At 61.8% G+C, this 19,419-nt stretch carries 15 protein-coding genes; 8 read left to right on the top strand and 7 right to left on the bottom strand.

Annotated features, from left to right (window positions below):
• Positions 1-132: 132 nt before the first annotated feature.
• The 8 genes from infA to FRC98_RS16360 all read left to right on the top strand — a co-directional run bounded on the left by infA (position 133) and on the right by FRC98_RS16360 (position 7,733).
• Positions 133-351, top strand: a complete 219-nt coding sequence (infA, locus tag FRC98_RS16395) for a translation initiation factor IF-1 (protein ID WP_111728197.1) — start codon at positions 133-135, stop codon at positions 349-351.
• 83 nt (positions 352-434) lie between these two features.
• Positions 435-548 (top strand): 50S ribosomal protein L36, encoded by a 114-nt coding sequence (gene rpmJ / locus FRC98_RS16390; protein WP_111728196.1) that lies wholly within the window; start codon positions 435-437, stop codon positions 546-548.
• Positions 549-632: 84 nt separating this feature from the next.
• The gene (rpsM, locus tag FRC98_RS16385) at positions 633-1,001 is read left to right on the top strand and encodes a 30S ribosomal protein S13 (protein WP_146974713.1); all 369 of its coding nucleotides are present in this window, start codon (positions 633-635) and stop codon (positions 999-1,001) included.
• Positions 1,002-1,124: 123 nt separating this feature from the next.
• A complete protein-coding gene (rpsK, locus tag FRC98_RS16380; RefSeq protein WP_115604691.1) occupies positions 1,125-1,514 on the top strand; it encodes a 30S ribosomal protein S11 in 390 nt (129 codons plus the stop codon).
• 95 nt (positions 1,515-1,609) lie between these two features.
• Positions 1,610-2,614, top strand: a complete 1,005-nt coding sequence (locus tag FRC98_RS16375; protein ID WP_146982584.1) for a DNA-directed RNA polymerase subunit alpha — start codon at positions 1,610-1,612, stop codon at positions 2,612-2,614.
• A 52-nt stretch (positions 2,615-2,666) separates the two neighbouring features.
• The gene (gene rplQ, locus FRC98_RS16370) at positions 2,667-3,116 is read left to right on the top strand and encodes a 50S ribosomal protein L17 (protein ID WP_146982526.1); all 450 of its coding nucleotides are present in this window, start codon (positions 2,667-2,669) and stop codon (positions 3,114-3,116) included.
• Between the two features lie 171 nt (positions 3,117-3,287).
• Positions 3,288-4,937, top strand: coding sequence for a hypothetical protein (locus FRC98_RS16365; protein WP_146982525.1), 1,650 nt, complete (start codon positions 3,288-3,290; stop codon positions 4,935-4,937).
• Between the two features lie 132 nt (positions 4,938-5,069).
• Positions 5,070-7,733 carry an alkaline phosphatase gene (locus FRC98_RS16360; RefSeq protein WP_230467697.1) on the top strand — a complete coding sequence of 888 codons (2,664 nt, stop codon included), beginning with the start codon at positions 5,070-5,072 and terminating at the stop codon, positions 7,731-7,733.
• 97 nt (positions 7,734-7,830) lie between these two features.
• Here FRC98_RS16360 and FRC98_RS16355 read toward each other — a convergent pair whose 3' ends face one another.
• The 7 genes from FRC98_RS16355 to FRC98_RS16325 form a co-directional block, all read right to left on the bottom strand.
• On the bottom strand, positions 7,831-8,013 hold the full coding sequence (locus FRC98_RS16355; protein ID WP_146982523.1) for a DUF1328 domain-containing protein: 183 nt from the start codon (positions 8,011-8,013) through the stop codon (positions 7,831-7,833).
• Positions 8,014-8,248: 235 nt separating this feature from the next.
• Complete coding sequence (locus tag FRC98_RS16350; RefSeq protein WP_146982522.1) at positions 8,249-9,013, bottom strand: hypothetical protein; 765 nt, start codon at positions 9,011-9,013, stop codon at positions 8,249-8,251.
• A gap of 129 nt (positions 9,014-9,142) precedes the next feature.
• The gene (locus FRC98_RS16345; RefSeq protein ID WP_146982521.1) at positions 9,143-12,544 is read right to left on the bottom strand and encodes a hypothetical protein; all 3,402 of its coding nucleotides are present in this window, start codon (positions 12,542-12,544) and stop codon (positions 9,143-9,145) included.
• Positions 12,545-12,670: 126 nt separating this feature from the next.
• Positions 12,671-15,205 (bottom strand): hypothetical protein, encoded by a 2,535-nt coding sequence (locus FRC98_RS16340; RefSeq protein WP_146982520.1) that lies wholly within the window; start codon positions 15,203-15,205, stop codon positions 12,671-12,673.
• 151 nt (positions 15,206-15,356) lie between these two features.
• Entirely contained in the window at positions 15,357-16,484 is a 1,128-nt protein-coding gene (locus tag FRC98_RS16335; RefSeq protein ID WP_146982519.1) for a hypothetical protein, read from the bottom strand.
• A gap of 20 nt (positions 16,485-16,504) precedes the next feature.
• Positions 16,505-17,422: a TadE family protein gene (locus FRC98_RS16330; protein ID WP_230467696.1), complete on the bottom strand. Its 918-nt coding sequence runs from the start codon at positions 17,420-17,422 to the stop codon at positions 16,505-16,507.
• 80 nt (positions 17,423-17,502) lie between these two features.
• Positions 17,503-19,386 carry a Tad domain-containing protein gene (locus FRC98_RS16325; RefSeq protein ID WP_146982517.1) on the bottom strand — a complete coding sequence of 628 codons (1,884 nt, stop codon included), beginning with the start codon at positions 19,384-19,386 and terminating at the stop codon, positions 17,503-17,505.
• Between the last annotated feature and the right edge of the window lie 33 nt (positions 19,387-19,419).

The raw sequence follows: 19,419 nt of genomic DNA, 5'->3' as shown, positions 1-19,419 counted from the left end.
GCTGTGTGGGGCTTGACTTCCCACAGGGCACTGTGTATGAAACGCCCCCTTGCCATGCCCCGGTTGCGAGGGTGAAGTGCGCCCGTTGCGGGCATGTTGAGATCATAAGTTCATCATCGAGGAAACGATTCTATGGCGAAAGAAGAAGCCATTGAGGTACAGGGTAAAGTCATCGAGCCACTCCCCAACGCGATGTTTCGTGTTGAGCTGGAGAACGGCCACCAGGTTCTGGCACACATCTCCGGTAAAATGCGTATGCACTTTATCAAGATCTTGCCCGGAGACACGGTGACCGTGGAGCTCTCTCCCTACGATCTTACCCGCGGCCGAATCGTTTACCGCGAGAAATAATTTACGCAGCCGCGCGCTCCGACATCCGGGGTGCGTGTCGCTGGGATTGAAGGCCCATAGACAGGCCACGAAAGGAGTCGACGATGAAGGTACGTCCCTCGGTCAAACCCATGTGTGACAAGTGCAAGATCATCCGCCGCAAAGGCGTGGTTCGCGTGATTTGCGAGAACCCCCGCCACAAGCAACGGCAAGGCTAATCAACATTCGCGACGCCGGGGCCTCCCTTATGTATGAGGCGCTCTTGAGGCGGCGGATTTAAAAGAGTTCGATAGGAGAAAAACGTGGCACGTATTGCTGGTGTTGACCTGCCGCGCCGAAAGCGCGTCGATATCGCCCTGACCTACATCTACGGGATCGGCCACACGCTGGCCAAAGAGATCCTGGAGAAAGCCGAGGTCGATCCGTCCACGAGCACCGATGTGCTCGATGAGCTGGAAGTGCGGCGAATTCGCGAAGTGATCGAGCGTGGCTACCAGGTTGAAGGTGACCTGCGTCGTGAAGTCCAGATGAACATCAAGCGTCTCAAGGATCTGGGCTGCTACCGCGGTCTGCGTCACCGCCGGGGCCTCCCGGTGCGTGGTCAGCGTACCCGCACCAACGCCCGTACCCGCCGTGGCCCGCGCCGCGCGATGGTTCGCAAGAAGCGCTAAACTTTAGAGCGATAAAAGAAACGACGATCGCACCGATTCAGGTGAGCGTCGCGTCGTAGAGATGGCCGCGCGAGCGGCCCTTTACGGCGTTGAGCGGACCGGCGGGCGAAGGAGAATGAGATCATGGCAAAGCCGAAACAACGAACCAAGCGTCGCGTACGCAAGAATGTCCAGAACGGCATCGCGCATATTCACGCGACCTTCAACAACACCATCGTCACCCTGACCGACACCTCGGGCAACGCCCTGTCGTGGTCGAGCGCCGGTTCGCGTAGCTTCAAGGGCTCGCGTAAGTCGACGCCCTACGCCGCCGGCATCGCCGCGGAAGACGCCGCGCGCAAAGCCCAGGAGCACGGGCTGAAGTCGGTTGCGGTTTACCTCAAGGGCCCGGGCCCGGGTCGTGAGTCCGCGCTGCGCTCGTTGCAGTCGGCTGGCCTCAAGGTCACCGTGATCCGTGACGTGACCCCCTTGCCGCATAACGGGTGTCGTCCGCCCAAGCGTCGCCGCGTCTGATCGAAAGACTCGGTGTAAGGTGGATGCACTCGGGCCCCACGCCCCGCGCGTTGGGGCCCGCTGGTTGATGATTCTGTGGTGCGGAGGCAATGGAAATGTATCGAAACTGGCGCGACCTGATTAAACCTCGCGAAGTTGAGATCGATCAGCGCTCAAAGACCGACACGTACGCCAAGTTCGTGTGTGAGCCTTTCGAGCGTGGCTACGGCATCACCATCGGCAACGCGCTGCGGAGGATTCTCCTGAGCAGCATCGTTGGCGCGGCGGTGACCAAGATCAAGATCGACGGAGCGTTGCACGAATTCACCAGCCTGCCCGAGGTTAAGGAGGATGTCACCGACATCGTCCTCAACCTCAAGGAACTTCGCCTGAAGCTGCATGGCGATGAGTCCCAGGTGGTGACGATCGATGTGGAAGGACCGGCCAAAGTGACCGGCGCCGATATCCAGACCGGCCATAACGTGGAGGTCCTTAACCCCGACCACCACATCGCGACCGTTGGCGAGAACGGCAAGCTTCGCATGGAGCTTACCGTCGGTTCGGGCCGCGGCTATGTGCCGGCCGATGAGAACAAGTCGGAAGACGACAGCCTGGGCGATATCGCGATCGATGCGTTGTTCAGCCCGATTCGCAAGGTGAACTACCAGATCACCAACGCGCGTGTCGGCCAGCGTACCGACTACGACAAGCTCACCCTTGAGGTCTGGACCGACGGCAGCGTGCTGCCCGAGGACGCGGTGGCGTACGCTTCCAAGATTCTCAAAGAGCAGGTTGCGATCTTCATCAACTTCGATGAGACCGTCGAGCCGCCGGAGGTGGTTGAAGAGGAGACTCCCGAGTTTAACGAGAATCTTCTCAAGCCCATCGAAGATCTGGAGCTCTCGGTTCGCAGCTTCAACTGTCTGCAGACCGCCGGCATCAAGTTTGTCGGTGACCTGGTTCAGAAGACGGAAGCTGAGCTGCTGAAGACGAAGAACTTTGGGCGTAAGTCGCTCAAAGAGATCAAAGAGATCCTCGAGCGGATGAGCCTGGAGCTTGGTACCAAGCTCGAAAACTGGCCTCCGAAAGAGTTGGATAAGAAGACGGCCGAAGGCAGCTGAGAGCTGAATCGGGCGAAGCGCGGCGAGATGCCGCAAGCGCGAGAGGAATAAGATGCGACATAAAGTAAATGCACGGCGCTTCGGCCGGGAGACCTCCCACCGTAAGGCGCTCTTCAACAACCTGGCCAAGAGTCTGATCCGTTACGAGATGATCCAGACGACCGACACGAAAGCCAAAGAGCTTCGTCGTGTGGCCGACCGGATGATCACCCTGGGCAAGCGCGGCGACCTTCACGCTCGTCGTCAGCTCCTGGCGCGTCTCGGTGATAAGGAGCTCGTCTCCAAGCTCATCGACGACCTGGCTCAGCGCGACGATATCTCCGGGCGTCAGGGCGGCTACACCCGTATCGTCAAGATCGGGAACCGCCAGGGCGACAACGCTCCGATTTCGCGTATCTCCTGGGTGGGTGCCACCCTTGAGAACACCGAAGCGCTGCGTTACCCGGCTCACATTCGCGATCAGTTCGTCACCGACGAAGGCGAAGAAGAAGCCGAAGCCTGATTCGGTTTCCTGATCGACTGAAGTGTTGAAAGCCGACCCCCTTCTCGGGGGTCGGCTTTTTTTGTGGCGTGGTTTCGTGGGTCATTTTGAAGATATCGGCTTCGATTTCGTCAGATATGCAGGGCAGGGGCGTGGTGTGCGCTCCGATCGGCTACCACGGTTGAGGACGCTATGATGTGGACACGGGCACTTTTTCGGCTGGGGAGCATCGCGCTGCTTGTGTTCGGTGTGGGGTGCGCCCACGGTCGCTCGATTAAGCATGGTGACGAGTACTTCGAGCGGGGCAATTACGAGGCGGCGCTGCGCTCGTATCGCGATGCGCAGGTTGCTCGGCCGGGTTCCGAGGAGGCCCTCGCTCGGGCGCGTCAGGCGGAGCGCTTGCTCGCCGACGATGCGACTGAGAGGCTCCGGGCCGCTGTCGACGGGGAAGGGCGCGTGGGGCCGGCGCTCCAGCGGGCCGATGAGGTGCTGGGGCTTGTGCTCTCCGAGGATCTTCAGCGGAGGGTTGTAACGCAGGTTGAGTCGTCCGTGCTCACGCTGGTGGAGCGGTCCAGGGTGGGGGGGCGCCTGGCCAATGCGCTGGCCATTCTCGATCAGGCGCAGTTTGTGGCGAATTCGCATCCCGGGGCATTCGGCAAGGGGTATCGGGTGTTTTCCCATCGTGTCGATGAGCTTGAGGGGCAGTGGTCTGAGGAACTCGTAGAGCGTTCCCGGGCCGCGGCCAGCGGTGGTCGCCTGGCAAGCGCTGCGCTCTATGGCGCGATGGCGCAGTCTTTAATAAGTGGTGCTCCGTCACCGGTGGGGGAGCCGGAGGGCTTTGCACGCCAGGTGCGTGTGCAGCATGGCTGGGCGGTGGTGGCGCAACAGGTGGGTGGGGATCGGGCTTCCAGCGTGGAGGAGACGCTGCGTGCGCGGGAGCCTTTTGCGGCGATCGGGTTCGGTGCGGATGCCCGGCAGTATCAGTTTGAGGCGGTCATGAGCCTGGAGGGGAGTGAGCCTCGCGTGGAGCGATGGGAGGAAGTTGAGCAGCGGAGCGAAGAGTATCAGTCGGGCACGCGTGAAGTTCCGAACCCGGCGTACCTCTCGCAGCGTGATGAGCTCATCGAGGCGGAGTCGTATGTCGTGCGCCTGGAGCGTGACATCGCAAAGTCCGAACATGAGCTCCATGAGTACCGTCGGGAGTTTCGGAAGGATAAGCGCGAGGGGATGTCGACCTCGCTCTCGTCGATGGGGATTGAGAGGGAGGAGGAGCGTCTGAGCCGTCTTCATGAAGACATGATCGACGCGCGCTACCGGGTAGAGCGGGAGTATCTCGAACTGCAGCGCATCGCGCCTACGCTCCTGGAGGCGGTGTATTCGATGCACAGCTACGAGGTGGTGGCGCAGTGGGCGGAGTTGGCGGCCACGTACGACGTGGTCATCGACGCGCCTGCTTTGGCATTTGAGCACATCGGCAGTGTGGATGTCGCCGAGCGGGAGGTCAGCTTTCGACACAGTGCGCAGCCGGTGATCGATCTGCGCGCGCGGCGAGATCCCCTGCCGCGGGCGGCGGTGCTCGGTGAGCTCTTTGAAGCGTCGCTTGCCGAGGGCGTGGCAGATGAGCTGCTGACGGGCTTTGAGCGTTACCGACGTCAGTTCGTCGATCGTCCGGGGTCTGCGGTGGAGCGGGTCGAGGCGCTTGCGACTTACATCCTGCTCTCTCCTCAGCGGGTGGATGCATCCCTGGCACACGAGCTCGCGGAGCTCAGTGGCGTGCCGGCACCGGAGGCCGTGCTGACCCGGCTCGTCGCAACGCCCGGGGCGCGTGTGGCCGTGCGCTAATAGAGCTGTCACGATCGCGTCACCTGTGCTCAATTGTGCCCGGGGTGGATTTCGCTTAGGAAGTCCCTCGTAGGTTGCGGGCGTGCCGGTCCTCGGCGACGCCTGCGCATGTGCAGGCGAATGAGGTCAGCGATGAAGTTCGATATCAGGTGGCTCGTGTGTGCGACTGCGGCGTTGGTCGCGTGTCAGTCAACGCCGAACAGCTCCGCCGATAGCTCGGCGGTTGGCGAAGGCTTCTCGAAACAGGTGATGGAAGCCGGGCCAGCGCCAATCAGTCCTGCCGACTTTCCGGTCTCCGATCGCGTGAACTATCAGGCGCGCCCCTCTCGGATGATCGTCTTTATCGGTGACGGGATGGGGCACGCCGCGGTAACGGCGGCGTCGTACGCACAGAGCGAGCCGCTGTCGATGCTGAGCATGCCGGACGTGGGGTTTATGACGACCCACGAGCACGAGTTTCTCACCACCGACTCGGCGGCCGGCGCCACGGCGATCGCCACCGGTCATAAGACGCACTTTGAAGGGGTCTCGGTTCGTCCCGGCACGACACGCGAGCAGGAGAGCGAGCCAGAGCACCAGCTCTCGACCCTCTTTGGCGCGGCGGCGTCAGCGGGGCGGGCGACCGGTTTGATCGCGACGAGCCGCATTACGCATGCCACGCCTGCGGCCTTTGCGGCCCATCGCAGCAACCGGGGCCAGTATGACGATATTGCGCTGGATTACCTGCGCTACAAGCCCGCGGTGATGCTCGGTGCCGGCACGCGTTTCTTTGAAGAGCGCGCCGACAAGCGCGACCTCTTCGCCGAGTTTGAGGCTGAGGGTTATACCGTTGCGCGCAGTGCCGACGAGGTGCGCGCGGCCAGCGGGGGGCAAGGTCCTCTGCTGGGGTTGATGCACCGCTCGGACATGCCCTCTGCAAGCTCCGGGGAGCGGGCGATGTCGCTCGAAGAGATGGTGAAGGTTGCCATTGAGGTGCTCGATCGCGAATCGCCCCAGGGCTATGTGCTGATGGTGGAGGGCTCTCAGATTGACTGGGCCGGCCACGATCTGGATGGCCCGGGCGTTGTGTCTGAGACGCTGGACATGGACCGGGCGGTGGCCCACGCCCTTGGCTACGCCCGCGAGCGCACCGACACGCTGGTGGTGGTGACCGCCGATCATGAGACCGGGGGCATGAGTGTGCTCGATCCGCCCTATGCCTCGCGCTACATGATGCTGCTCGGCGGCGAGGAGCGCGCCTACCGGATGACGCTCCCGGATGACTACGATGTTTCGGCGCATGATGAACCTCTCCCCCCCTCGGTGGTGCATCACCCTCTGCCTCGCGTCGGACGTTTCGGGCCGGTGGAATCTGCCGACCCACGGATGACGACTTCGTTCGGGTTTATGTCGGTGGGCAGCCGGGCGTTCTGGGATGGCTCGCGGCGTTACTCCGCCTCGCATACTGCGGTGATGGTTCCGATCTTTGCCGAGGGTCCGGCGGCCGCTGAGGTGGCCGCCGCGCGCGATAACGCACAGCTCGGGGCGACACTTCAGAAGTTGGCGGCCGCACCCGATGACGAAGCTGCGAGGCAGCCGGGCAGTGCGGGCCCGGAGCCGCGCCCGAAGAACGTGATCCTGCTGGTCGGCGATGGGCTGGGGCTGGCGTCTTTGAGCGCCGGGCTCTACAGCCGCGGCGAACTGGCAACGCTCTCGATGGAGCACCGCGCGCTGATGGCGACGCATGCGCTGGATCGCCTTGTGAACGATTCGGCGGGGAGTGCCACGGCGATTGCCAGCGGGCGTCGCAGTCGGGTCGGTGTGGTGGGGATGGCGCCGGCGACCGCCGGTGGCGACCTGCTGCCCGTGCGCTCCGCCCTGGCTGAGGCAGCGCTTAAGGGGAAACGCACCGGGATCGTGACGACGACCTCTCTGACCCATGCCACGCCGGCTGCCTTTTTTGCGCACCGGGCGTCGCGCGCGCAGGAGGCCGCCATCGCCGGCGACTTTTTGACCTTCGGTCAGCGTCTGGGGCGAAGCCACGGCGTCGACGTGGCCATCGGCGGTGGGGCGCGCTACTTCCGCACCTCGCACCTCGATGCGCTGCGCGCGCAGGAGTATGCCGTGAGCACCGAGCTTCCCGAGCGCCTTGCCGCCGGCCAGCCGCACCTCGTGGTGCTCGCCGATGAGGGGCTTCCGCCCGCCGCGGAGCGCGGCGCCGACAACCCCGGCGCCCCGACGCTTGAGGCCATGACTGAGCGCGCGCTCGACTACCTCCACCAGGACGAAGCGGGCTTTCTCCTGGTGGTGGAGGGCGGGCAGATCGACTGGGCGCTGCACGGCCTGGACCGCGGCGAGGGTCTACTGGCCGAGATCGCCGACTTTGATGCAGCCGTCGCCCGGGCGCTGGCCTTTGCTGAAAGCGAGGGCGACACCCTGGTCATTGCGACCTCTGATCACGATCACACCCTCTCGGTGCTCGATAACCACTACGGCTACCACAGCGGCCACTGTGGCGTGATGAGCGCCTGCGGGGGACCTTTTGAGGGGATTGCCCTTCCGGTGGCCACAGAGGGGCTCACAAACGCGCAGGGCTTCGCTGCGACGGAACTTCAGGGGGAGTTCGGGGCGCCGACGATGACGCTTCAATATGATTGGATCGTCCAGGAGGTCGCACGCCGCGTGCAGATGGGCGGGCCGCATTCGGGGAATATGGTGCCGCTCTTCGCCAGCGGTCCGCGTGCCGCGGAGCTCGGGCGTCTGCGCGATCAACCTCAACTCGGGCAGTGGCTGACGCGCTGGGCATCCGGCAACTGATCGACAGCGCTACTTCTGGCGAGGTATGCAATACGAAAAAGGCGACGCCCCCCGGGGCGTCGCCTTCTTTTTAGGAATGATGGCTCGGGACGCGGTGCTACGTAAGTGCGCTGCCCCGCGCGCCACGAAAGAGGTAGACGAAGAGGGAGATGACCAGCATCGCCAGGGCGATGTAGAAGACGATCTGAGCGACGGTAGCCGCAGCCGAGGCCAGCGTGCCGAATCCGAGCACAGCGGCGATGATTGCGACGACAAAGAACGCGAGTGCCCACCACAACATTGCGTACCTCCGGGCTTAGGGGGGCAGAAGTAGGGCCAGAACGCGATGTTGCGCGGTCTTGCCTACGGCGAGTTGACTTCTTACGCCTAGAACGTAAGGCGGCAGGTGCGTCGGTCAATTCAAAGGGGCGCCAGAGTAAAAAGCCCCCCGGCGCGCGCAGCGCGCCGGGGGGCTTTTGTCGGAAGCGAAGATAAGCCGACGTCGCTACCCTTTGAGCGTCTCGTCGATGGCGCCCTCAGTCGCCCTGGCAGATCGGGGCGACCTCCGAGCAACGAAGCTCACCCTGCTCGTTGGGATCGCAGCGTCCGGAGCGACACTCCTGGGCGCGGTAGCAACTGGAACCGGCGCGAAGCGTCTGTCTGCAGGTGTAGTCGATGCTATCGCAGAAGGTGCCCGTCGGGCACGAGCTCATGGAGCAATCGTCGCCCACGCCGCTCATCTCAGCACAGACGTCGGCGGCGTCCTCCTCGAACACATTGCGGTGGCAGTAGCCGCTGATGCACTCCTCATCGAGGATGCATTCGTCGCCGTTCTCGCTCTGAGGAATCAACATCTGGCGACAACCCGGCAGCGTCGTACGGATCGCCTCCCGCTCGGTGAACTCCGAACAGGACTGGGTGGTGAAGGCGTTGACGCACATATCGGCAGCATCCCAGTCGACGACGATGCGCTCTGAGACGATCGCCTCATTGAGCATCGCCAACCCGAGTCCGGAGGGCAGCAGACCGGCGTTGGTCAGGCACTCTTCCTCACTGTAGGAGATGCCCAGGCGCTCGATGCGCTCGCGCGCATCACAGCAGTTGAAGAGCACCTGGCACTCCGCACGGCGCACCTCGTCGGCAAATGCACGAAGTTGGGGGTCGATCTCTTCGTAATCTTGGTCGTCTTCATTCTGGCGGTTGTCGATCTCGACGGTGGAGCCGCCACATGCCCAACTCAGCGCCATGCTGAGCGCCACGAGGCTCATCGCGAGTCGATTTTGAAACGTCTTCTGAATCATGGGGTTCGGTCCTTACACATAACCCTGGGGGCCTGAGGTGTGATGAAGGCGGAAGCAGCGCGACCCCGGTTGGGGGCCGCGCTGTGATGAGGAGCCGGGGCGGTCGCATCCGGCCGACCCCGGACGGGATTAGCCGTTCGGCACGCAGATGTTGAAGGCCTCATTGCCGTAGACCTCCGCCTCACAGTTCATCCCGTAGGAGGAGCAGTCGTACTGCGAGCGACAGGGAATGGTGCAGACCCCGTTTCGGCAATGGTTCTGCTCGCATTGCGAATGCGTCGAACAGCTCTGGCCGACGGCAGCGCCGCCACTGTTCGGTTCCACGCAGACGCGTTGAGGGTTGGAGTCGCCCGAGACGCTGCACACGCGCTCAGGATCCTGGGAGCTATTGCCCACGTTGCAGTCGTCGTCGATGTAGCACTCGTCCTCGTCGATGCAGGTGAGTCGAGACGCCGAGGCTACGGAGACGCTTCGACACCTTTGATCATTGTTGCCGGAGCACTCCATATTGACGATGTTGCACTCATTCTGAAGACACTCACCAAAGACACACATGCCTCCCCCGGGGCAGGTGGCGCCCTGGGTGTTCCGAGAGCAGACGCCCGGCTCGACCTGGACCACCTCCCCCTCACAGACAGCCACCGGGTAGTTGGCAAGATCCAAGTCCGGGTTGATGGCGTTGGCCGTCAGCGAGTTCACGTAGGCGGTCATGCTGGTGTTCGGGGGCAGCGAGCAATCAAAGTCGTAGTGATTGCGCGTGCGCGAGCCGGTCTGATCACAGGTTCCGTCAAAGTCGTCACAGCTGGTCCATGGGCCGATGAAGGGATCGGGGCAGGCCTCGCATCCCACCAGGCGAGTCTCGTGATTGGTGACGTTGTAGCGGCACTTCTCGCTGGTGCAGGAGTACTCGCGGTACTCGTAGAGATGGTAGCTGCAGACGCTGCGGTTGCCGCAGTCCTGGAGGACGTCGTTCTCATCGGTACCAGCAAAGTACCAGCCGTCGTACATCGCGCAGCCTCCACAGTCGGTTTCCTGCATCTCCCCGCAGCTGTCGCGTCGACGAACGAGTCCGCATCCCAGGTCCGCCGGAGGCTCCTCGCAGGAGCTGGAGTTGCAGCCGGTGCGCTCAAAGTCCTCCGGCTCGTTGCAGATCTCCTGAGCGGGGTTGGAGTCGCCACCGCCGCAGCAGATGTTCTGATCGGAGCAGGTCACACCCTCGGAGCATCCTCCGCAGTCGATCGTGCGCGTGTTATTGCAGCTGTCGATCACCTCCCGGGTGCCACATTGGTAGCCCCGGGATGCGCAAATCTGAGCATCCGTTTGCTCGGTGCAAACGCACTGGTTGTTCTGGCAGGGAACCCCCACGTCGCAGGCGCCGCAGTGGACCGACTCGCGGGTGACGCCGCAGTTATCCACCGCCGAGAATTCGCCGCAGGCGTTGCCGGCTTCTTCGCAGAGCTGGCTATCGTAGACGGGGATGCACTCCTCGTTCTGTTCGATGACACCGTAGCGATAGAGCGTGGTCAGTGAGCGCGAGCCCGCTACACCGGAGACGTGACCGGTCAGGGCAGCGGATTGTTCGTTTTGTCCGTAGATCGAGATCTCGTACTGAACCGGCTCCGGGCTGCCGTTATACCGGCCGGAGGTGTTCTCCACCCAGACGCGGTAGACACCATCGATGACCGGATGGTCGACCGTGGCGATCTCAAGGTAGGGGGGAAGACCGCCACCGAGGGGGCTCCACTGGCAGGTGTCGGCCTGGGCGCAGGCGTCTTTACCGAAGACCCCGCAGCGAACCACCCCGCCGGTACAGCTCTGGCCATTGGACGCAAGAGAGCATCCCTGCGGGCATTGGCCATCGGTGGGTTCCTCGGCGGCGCAGTCAACGCGCAGATCACCGATGCACATGCCGCAGTCCTCACACTCGCCGCCACCATTGGAGACCAGCGTGATGCTGCCTCCGGCTCCCCGCCGGTTAGCCACCGAGAGGATCTCCTGGCTGGGCAGCTCCACAAAAAGGTTGAGATCGGCGTTGGCGCTCCAGTCGGCAACCAGGCGCATCGGAGCGGCGACGTCGCAGATTCCGCGGAAGCAGATCATATCACCTTCACAATCGGCATTTCGTTCGCAGTAGAGCGGCTCATCCCCCTCATTGATGCTGCAGCCGGGGGCGTCTGAGACGATCTCATTATGTTCAAAGAGCCGTCTCGACTCGCTGGTGTAGCGAATCGGGGAGGAGACCGCCGGCTTGGAAGCGCCGGCGTTGACCGTCAGGCGGCCGTAACGGGGGCAGTAAGGCGGCCGCATGGTCATCGTGCTTCTGTAATTGACGCGCAGGGGCTCAAGCGAGGTGATCGGAGAGGCGGTGGCGGCGTTGGGAGTATCGACCAGCGCTGCGCTCACACCGAAGAGCGCGTCAAACGAGATCGCGCCTTCGCCCCGGGTCTGATAGCCCCGCTCCTCGGCGTGAACGCCCTGGAAACGTGGCTCGCGTTGCATGGCGCGGCAATTCTGGGTGCCGCCTGTCTGCTGGGTGCAATACACACCGGCGAAGGCATGACCCTCGGCGACGAAGCCGGCGGTCAGCTCAGCGTCGCCCTCGGTTCGCACATCGTAGGCCACCGTCAGATCGCCGGTGAAGTAGAAGCTGCGCTGAAGAAACGAGAAGAGCGGCTGAGAGCCGTGCGCACTATGAAGTCTGAAGACGTGGCGGTCGGCGTGATCACCTGTCGATGTGATCAGCCACTGCGGATCGGTGTCAACGTGAGCCAGAGCCGAGGTCTCTTCCTCCACGATCTGCCCGGCGGCGATCTTCATTCGCGAGATGAAGGTCACATCCACATCGAGCTGACCCTGGGTGACCTCCACGGTATAGCCGGCGGTGGAGACCTCACCGGCGTGGGTGCTGGCCAGGTCGTAGGAGTAACGAGGCCCCCGGGTGCCGCTGAGGTTCTCCAGGTCGATGACCGTCGTGTCGTCGCCGGCCGATGGCGGGCTGGGATTAGGCGTGTAAACACGGCCGCCTCCCCCTCCGGCGTCTTCGATATACTCTTGCTCAAGAGCTGCACGGTGCTGGCCGATATCATCGCTAGCTCCCATCTCGATGAGGAGATCCCCCTCTTCGATCAGCTCCAGAAACTCGGCATCGCGGGTGTGAATGATCAGCTGACCGTCGCGGCGTTCCGTCCGTTCCACGTGGCGCCAGTATCCGGTGTCACGTTGCGCAACAAGAATGGTGCCGGCGGTCCATGCCGAGGCCTGGGAGGCGTACGCATCGGGCAGGACGATGGTCTCGGGGGTGAAGCTGGCCGCTTGCGCAAGCTCCGCAGGCATCAACCGCACGTGGGAGCGCAGGATGAGGTAGGAGCCATTTGGCGAGACCGCCATCACGCTTGTGCCTTCCTCTGAGGCCGCGGGCTGTCCCTCCTGGCCACAGCCTGTCATCACAGATCCGGCCAGTGTGAGGGTCAGAGCCAGCGCGCTGACAACTGAGGTTGGACTTAAGCGGGAGTGGGGGGATGTCGTCTTCATCATCAAATCCATTGTGAAATCTCCAAATCGGGTCTGGCTTTTGAGCACTCGAAGTATCACCTCCGGTGCTCCCCGAGGGTTGATCGTTTCCTCTCAACCCTCGGGGAGAAGCCGGACGTCAAAGAACTAGAACTCGTTCGGAGACTCAAAGACGTCGTCATCGTCGCTGGGCAGATCGTGCTCGGCGATGATCCCGGCCTGCGCCTGGCAGCGGGCGCTGGTCGCGTCGGGGCTGCAGATCGCAAATCGAACGACGGATTGATTGCTGGTCTGTGAATCAATGCGGCCTTCAATGGTTTGCCTCATCGCGCCATCACCAAACTCAACCTCGAGGGTGTAGATGATGTCGGTCTCGGTGGCGTCATTGTTGGCAGCTTCATTGAGCACGACCCAGGCCAGCCATTCCCCTTCGTCGTTGTAGGGGAAGGTGAAGTTTTCGATGAAGGGGCCCACCTCTTCGGAGGTGCAGGTGCCGCCGCAATCCTGACGGCTGAAGAGGTCGGGTTGGGTGGCGCGGTTGTAGACCGCCCCTTCGGAGGGCTTGTTGATGTAGAGGTCGAGATCCTGGTTGGCGACCCAGCCCAGGCTGACGCGCACATTGTCATGCTTGACGCACTGGCGCTGGAAGCAGCGAGCCATCGTGCCCGGCTCGGCGTCGTCCATGCACTGCTGATCGTTGCTGCATCCGCTGCGCTCGACGATGTAAGGCTCGGAGGGAATGAACTCGCCGCAGCCCAGGAATCCGCTGAGGGTGCCGTCATCGCCAAAGAGTTTGATCGGGCCGTAGAGGCGCCACTCTTTCTTGATGTGGCCGACCAGGGGAAGACCGATGCCAATTCCCGCTGCGCCCCCGAGGTAGAGGCCGTAGTGGTAGTTACACAGCGGCGGGGCGATGCGAATACCGGCCTGCAGGGAGAGCTGCAGAGGCTCGAAGTAGAGGTTGTACTCCCCGGGGCCGGCCAGCGGGATCGCCGCGCCGGGAGCTCCCACGCCGATACGCGCGCCGACGCCCACATTAAGCCCGACGCTGGCGGATGCCTCCGCCTCAAACTTCACCTTGCGGAAGCCGTCGAAGTTGCCGGGAACCCCGAGTGAGTCTGGGCCTGGTAAGCCGCACATTGTCTGGCCGGCTGCTTCATCCCTGGTCTTCCACTCACCCCCGTCGCCCTCTTCGTTGGATTCCCAGCGGGAGCGGTAGAACTTGATGAAGGAGGAACAGCCACCCACGCAGATGTTGATGCAGAGGTAGTTTACGTTGCTGCGCCAGTAGTCGTACCCGATGCGTCCTTCAATGCTGAGACGGAAGTTCACCTCGAGGCCGGCGTAGACATAGGCGGAGAGGTTTACGAAGAAGATATTGAAGCTGAAGATCAAGAACTCGTAGTGTTTGCTCCAGTTGTACTGCACGGCCAGCTCGGCGCTGAGCGTCATCGTCGCGCCGTAACCAAAGCCGGTGTAGACCCCGGCGTAGGCTTTCACTTTCGGCTTCCAGATCTTGACCTTCATGCCTGCTTTAAAGCCCAGGGCGACCTGCACGCGCGGGATAAGTTTGAACTCAAAGCTGGCCGTGTAGCTGCCGTTGCCTCCTCCAAAATCACTGCCGGTCTCACCGCTGAAGGTCAGATCGATGCCTCCGATCGAAAGATCGCAGAGCTGTTCGAAATCAGATTCAAACTCCGCAAGGTCTTCCTCATCAAAAGGGTTGAGGCAGAAGGTGAACCCTGCACCGACTCCGCCGCCGCCGGGAGGACCTGCTTCGGGCTCGTTCTCCGGATCAAAGGGCTGATCGAATCCATCGTCGATCTCGCACATGTCCGAGCAGATGATATCGGCGCACTGTTCATCGGTGAGCCCCTCGGGGCAGAGCAGGGGGCCGGAGAGATCGTCGGCGTAGACTGAGCGGTTATCGCGAACCCAGTCCATGCATGCGGTCGCAGGATCGACGGGCCCCTCTTCGATGACCTCGCCAGTGTCCGGGTCGAACTCCGCCTCCTGAGAGGCGCCCTCCTCCCAGTCCGAGCAGGGGATGTCGCAGGTTTCAAGCTCGCAGGTTTCGCGCTCGCCACTCTCCTGTTTGAGCACCCGGCGGTTGATGTCGTACATCACCAGACGACGCTCGTAGAGGTCGTGACGCTGGGCTTCAATGGTCGGGTAGAGGTAGGTGTCCACGATGTCGAAGTCTTCCGGGATCGTGCTTCCCGGCAGAACATCCATGTGGAACTCACCGTGGATGACGACCTCCTCCAGCTCGGCCTCACGGGTGTGCCAGATGATCTCCTTCTCGCTCAGCTCCACCCGGGTGATGTGGCGGCGCAGGACCGCGGTGCGCGAGAGCACGACGTGCCCGGCGCGGTAGCCCCTCATATGCTCGTAGCCGTTACGAGGAAAGCGGATGGTCGTCTCGTCGACGGTGGAGGCGGCCACATCCTCATCGGCAAGCCAGTAGCTCTCAGCCGAGAGGATCAGGGGCTCACGCTCGTTGAGATCCGGGTTGACGACGATCAACCCCGGGTCGTCAAAAAACTGATCTTCGGGCGCTTCAAAGTAGCGAGGCCCGTGGTTGATAGCTTCAAAGCCCCGGTGGATGATGTCCGGATCTTCGGAGGCCTCGAGAGGATCGGCAGCCTGGCCACAGGCACTCGCCACGAGAAGCATCAGCATAAAGCCGAGCCCCGCCAACGATGTGGTCCACGAGCGGACAGGAGTCTCGGTTAAAGGGGGCCGGCGCATAGGATCTCCGCTATTCATTTTCATTTTAATTGATCCTCGTCAAAAAGAGGCGTGTCGTGGCAATCAGGAGGTCGGTCTGTCGCTAGTTTAAGCTGTCGTTTGTTTGCATGGATGTGTGCACGTAAGTGCTTCCGCCATGGCTGTAGATGACAAGTTTCGTCAGCCGGTCTTCGCGGGTGAAAACATGAATATCTACCTGCCGGCCCTCAAAGTCGACGTTTGTCTGGAGCTCGTAGAACGCATCATTTTGAGGGAGCGCCTCCCAACCGCGAGAAGCCAGCGCTTTGTCATAAAATTCGACGATCTGCGCCGGACTGTGGCTGGTCATGTAGATGTTGCTCTCAAAGATAAAAGAGCTCTCATCGGTGAGGTCTTCGAGACGGTTGAGGCGTACGCAACCCGGGCATGAGGGAATCATATGATCGGCACCCGCGCCGTAGCCTACCCGCAGCTTGTCCGGGTGCATGCGACCGTACATAAAGCTCTCATCACTCCAGCTTGCGATGACCGTGGTCTGGTTGTGGTCGGGAGAGCGGAAAGCTTCGATCCACCGATGTCCGCGAAAGAGTGAGGAGGGGCTCGGGGATTGAAGGTAGTCGCGGCGTAGTTCTTCGGCGTTTTGAGCGCGTCCCCGTGTGATCATCCCTCCCATCGTGACGTGTTCGGGGTCGACGCTATGCGGGACGATGCCGCCGGTAAGCGCGGTGATCATCCTGGCTTCGCCTTCCGCTTCGTCGATCGTCGTATACACGCGGTCGTTAAGACCGTTGGCAGCAAAGCGTTGCTGATACGTGTTGAGGATCTGCCCGGGGGTCTCGTTCGTGTGCCGGACTGAGAAGTAGATGCGGTTGTTGTTGATGGCGTACGTTCGCGGTTCGGGATGACCCAGATCCTGGAGGGTCTTTGCGAACTCTTCAACCGGGTTGGCGCGAGCTGAGAAGCGCAGATCGAAAATATCGGCATGGCTCTCCTGGACATCGCCGTCGAGATCAAAGACGCCGACGCTCCATGCGATGAGCACGATAAGCCCACCGGCCAGACCGGTCTTCAGGAGGTTGAGGAGTATGGATGAAACACTATTCGCATTCATGGCAGCGGTGCCTTTTTTAGACAGGATTCGGTACGTCCCGTTCGTGCCGTGTGAGGGTAAAACTTTCAACGCTTGAACAGAAAACGTTTGAAAAAAACGCGTTGAGAGCAGCCCTTCCAAAGAGCGTTACTTTTTAAACATCAGTAGAAGTCGTCACCGTAGTTCAGGGGCAGTTCGAAGTGATCTTGCAGATCTTCGTCAGCCGGGTTGGGGACTTCGTACTCGTCGGGAAGAATGGGAAGCTCAGGGTTGGTTCTAAACGCGAGGATGTCGCGGTAGGGCTTGTGGTTATTGCCCTCGATCGTCAGCCGGCTTGCAAAGGTTGCCATCTGCCCGTTCTTGCGATCGTCGCTGTGTGCGTAGGTGGGCGCGAGCACGCTGTACCAGGCGCTCACTTCCACATCGCCCACCGAGGCAATATGGACGGAGTTATCAAAACGTCCGGTGAGCGTTCCGTAGCGAATGTTTGCTGCCAGCGCGCTTCTCGCGCCGGCCGAGGTAATGGTCTCGTTGACCTTGTTCGCAAGCGTCTGCAGCAGCGAATCGCCCTGTCCGCTCATGGAGGTATCGAGCCTGTTTTGAGGACGGTCGTCGAAGAGCTCGCTGGCAAGGGCAGACGGTCCCACAAAGAGGGTTAAGTCGTGGGTGATCATATGATCGACTGCGGTGACCTCCACGCCGGCCTGTCTGGCGAGGTTAATACGGCCAAGTGCTTCGCCCAGGCTGCCGTGCTGGCCCAGGCCAGAGGTCTGCGAGTACGCCTTGAGGTCGCGCTGGGCCAACACCTCCCGCACGCCGGCGCGCTGGTTCGGAGGGGTGCGAAAGAGCTGGGAGGTGGAGTCCACTGAAGCGCTAAGTGGCGAGATCGCTTTGCGAGCCAGGCCGTTTGATGTGATCGCGTCTCGAAAAGAGGTGTCTTGAACCTGTCGAAAACGGCTGATGGTGTCAGTGAAGGCCATTCCGCGTGCGCGAAGTGAAAAATCGTAGAGTCGTCCCAGCTCGAAGATGCCCACAAAGATGAGGACAAAGACCGGCAGAAACATGACAAACTCCGTCATGCTCGTACCACGCTGGTTTAAATGCAGCGTGCGCATAACGTGAAGCAGTCCGCCTCCGGCCCTATGTGGAATGTTTGAATTCATTTGACGATGCCTCCAATCGTGGAATTCCCCATAGCGTGGCTGGCGGCCTCCATGCGTGCGAAGTCAACGCCAATGCGATCAAGAGGCCACTGGCCGGTCGCCCCCATGGTTCGTGAGAGGACCATGTAGGGCAGCGCATCATGAAAGACTTCATTCATGTTGTAGTGGGCCTCATCCCATTCATTACCCAGCACAATCGGGCGCATCCGGGAGGACCAGGAGGGGCTCCAGAGATCCGGCCCGAACTCGCCGGTGTGAAAGATCTCGGCGCGGGCCATCCCCCAGGTCGAGCCAGCGCGGTAGGTGTTCTTCTCGGCGATAGCGTCCGCGGAGATGGGAGCGGGGCGATCGGCGAAGCTCTCACCATAGAAATGGTTCTGGTAGGAGACCGAGCGAGCGTCGCGCCCGTAGTAATCGCTCTCCGGGAGGATCTGATACTTCTGGCGGCCCTGGGCGATGTTGAACGCAGTAAAGTCGGCGAGCAGCGTCAGGACGATGTTCGAGGTGTTAACCTGCCACTCGCCAGCGGTGGCAAAGGGGCGCAGTTCCCAGGGTTCGGCGGCGATTCGGTTGCCAGGAAGCGCGCGCGTGGCCGCGTTTCCGGTAAAGCGCACGCCCTGGTTTTTGAAGGCCGAGGTGGCCGCCAGCAGGTTCACAGCGATGCTGGAGGCATGTTCCAGCGGGCCATCCCCTCCGAATCCGACCACCGTTCCGGGCGATGAAAAGATCACGGTGGCCAGATTGATCAGGTGCTCCAGCAGGAAGGGGTTCTCCGAGGCGCAGGTTGCTCCGTCGATGCAGTTTTTGAGGAGGCTGGTCAGGTTGCCGGCGCTGAGTGCGGAGTTGAGGTGACTGCCCATCGAGCCAATCCTGGCCGGACGCACGGGCAGTGAATCGATGTAGCTACTGTGGTTGTGGATGGCCGAGTCGGTAGTGACGGGTGAGGCGTCGAGGTAGTGGTTGATGATCAGATCGGTGATCGATCTGCTCGACTCGGGGATCACACCCGGGGGCACGGGAAAGCTACCGGAGAGGGTGGCTCCGTTTCGCATCGCGCGCATGGCCTGCTCGGTCCATCCCCACCAGGGCGTGATGGCGAAGATGTAGCGCTGGTAGTTATCCATCGCCATCAGGTCTTTGCCGAAGAAGCGGGTCGACCATGAGGGGTCATCGCCGACACGAAAGGTGTAGTCGGGCTGGGGAGTGATGGTGTCGCCCATGAGCATTTTGGTGGCGAGGTCGCTCTCGGCGAGTTTTGGGAAGTCCGCCCCCCGGTCGATCTTCATGAGCTCGTGGGGGAAGATGTTGTGGTCGTGACCGGTGAATCGATAGAAATCGCCCCAGGTGTCGGGTGTATCCGCATCGCAGATTGTGTCGGAGTCGGGGTATTTGCAGGCAACTGCCTTCCATGCCTGCCGGTTATTGTTCATGAAGTTGCAGACGTTGCAGGACTCGTTGTCGGATTCGTTTTCGCCAGAACTGTTGAAACAGATCTCGCACATCGTATCCATGCTGAAGAGCCCGCTGAGATCGAGGCCGGCGATGGTGTAGCTACCGTGAATCCACTGGGCGACGGCATACATGTAGGAGGGGTAAAGGCTGTGGATTCCCCAGACCGAGCGTTTGGTGACGTTGGCGTAGGCCAGAAGGTTCATCGAGCGCGCTTTGACGGTGGCCTGGCTAAGCGCGGCGGTATCTGCGGCGATCTGCGCATCCATCTTCTTCTGCGCTGAGGCGCCGGCGTCGTAAACGATCCAACTGGCCAGTAGAAGGATCAGAGCTCCTGCCATTGCGAGAATGGCGATCGCGCCCCGCTGGTGCTCATGCAGGCGTCGAGCGCCTTTGAGCAGATGGGGAGGTCGGGAAGGGAGTTTGATCATGATCAGCTCATACAGGTGAAGCAAAAGGTCATT

Origin of the sequence: Lujinxingia vulgaris (assembly GCF_007997015.1) — a bacterium.
GTDB classification, from domain to species: domain Bacteria; phylum Myxococcota_A; class Bradymonadia; order Bradymonadales; family Bradymonadaceae; genus Lujinxingia; species Lujinxingia vulgaris.
The sequence above is the reverse complement of the archived record's forward strand: the minus strand, read 5'-3'. Positions and strand labels throughout refer to the sequence as shown.

Coding starts and splice junctions, on each gene's coding strand:
- FRC98_RS16375 (WP_146982584.1), top strand. CDS start 1,610: ATGTATCGAAACTGGCGCGACCTGATTAAACCTCGCGAAGTTGAGATC.
- rplQ (WP_146982526.1), top strand. CDS start 2,667: ATGCGACATAAAGTAAATGCACGGCGCTTCGGCCGGGAGACCTCCCAC.
- FRC98_RS16355 (WP_146982523.1), bottom strand. CDS start 8,013: ATGTTGTGGTGGGCACTCGCGTTCTTTGTCGTCGCAATCATCGCCGCT.
- FRC98_RS16330 (WP_230467696.1), bottom strand. CDS start 17,422: ATGACGGAGTTTGTCATGTTTCTGCCGGTCTTTGTCCTCATCTTTGTG.
- rpmJ (WP_111728196.1), top strand. CDS start 435: ATGAAGGTACGTCCCTCGGTCAAACCCATGTGTGACAAGTGCAAGATC.
- FRC98_RS16340 (WP_146982520.1), bottom strand. CDS start 15,205: ATGCTGATGCTTCTCGTGGCGAGTGCCTGTGGCCAGGCTGCCGATCCT.
- infA (WP_111728197.1), top strand. CDS start 133: ATGGCGAAAGAAGAAGCCATTGAGGTACAGGGTAAAGTCATCGAGCCA.
- FRC98_RS16325 (WP_146982517.1), bottom strand. CDS start 19,386: ATGATCAAACTCCCTTCCCGACCTCCCCATCTGCTCAAAGGCGCTCGA.
- rpsK (WP_115604691.1), top strand. CDS start 1,125: ATGGCAAAGCCGAAACAACGAACCAAGCGTCGCGTACGCAAGAATGTC.
- FRC98_RS16345 (WP_146982521.1), bottom strand. CDS start 12,544: ATGAAGACGACATCCCCCCACTCCCGCTTAAGTCCAACCTCAGTTGTC.
- FRC98_RS16360 (WP_230467697.1), top strand. CDS start 5,070: ATGAAGTTCGATATCAGGTGGCTCGTGTGTGCGACTGCGGCGTTGGTC.
- FRC98_RS16365 (WP_146982525.1), top strand. CDS start 3,288: ATGATGTGGACACGGGCACTTTTTCGGCTGGGGAGCATCGCGCTGCTT.
- FRC98_RS16350 (WP_146982522.1), bottom strand. CDS start 9,013: ATGATTCAGAAGACGTTTCAAAATCGACTCGCGATGAGCCTCGTGGCG.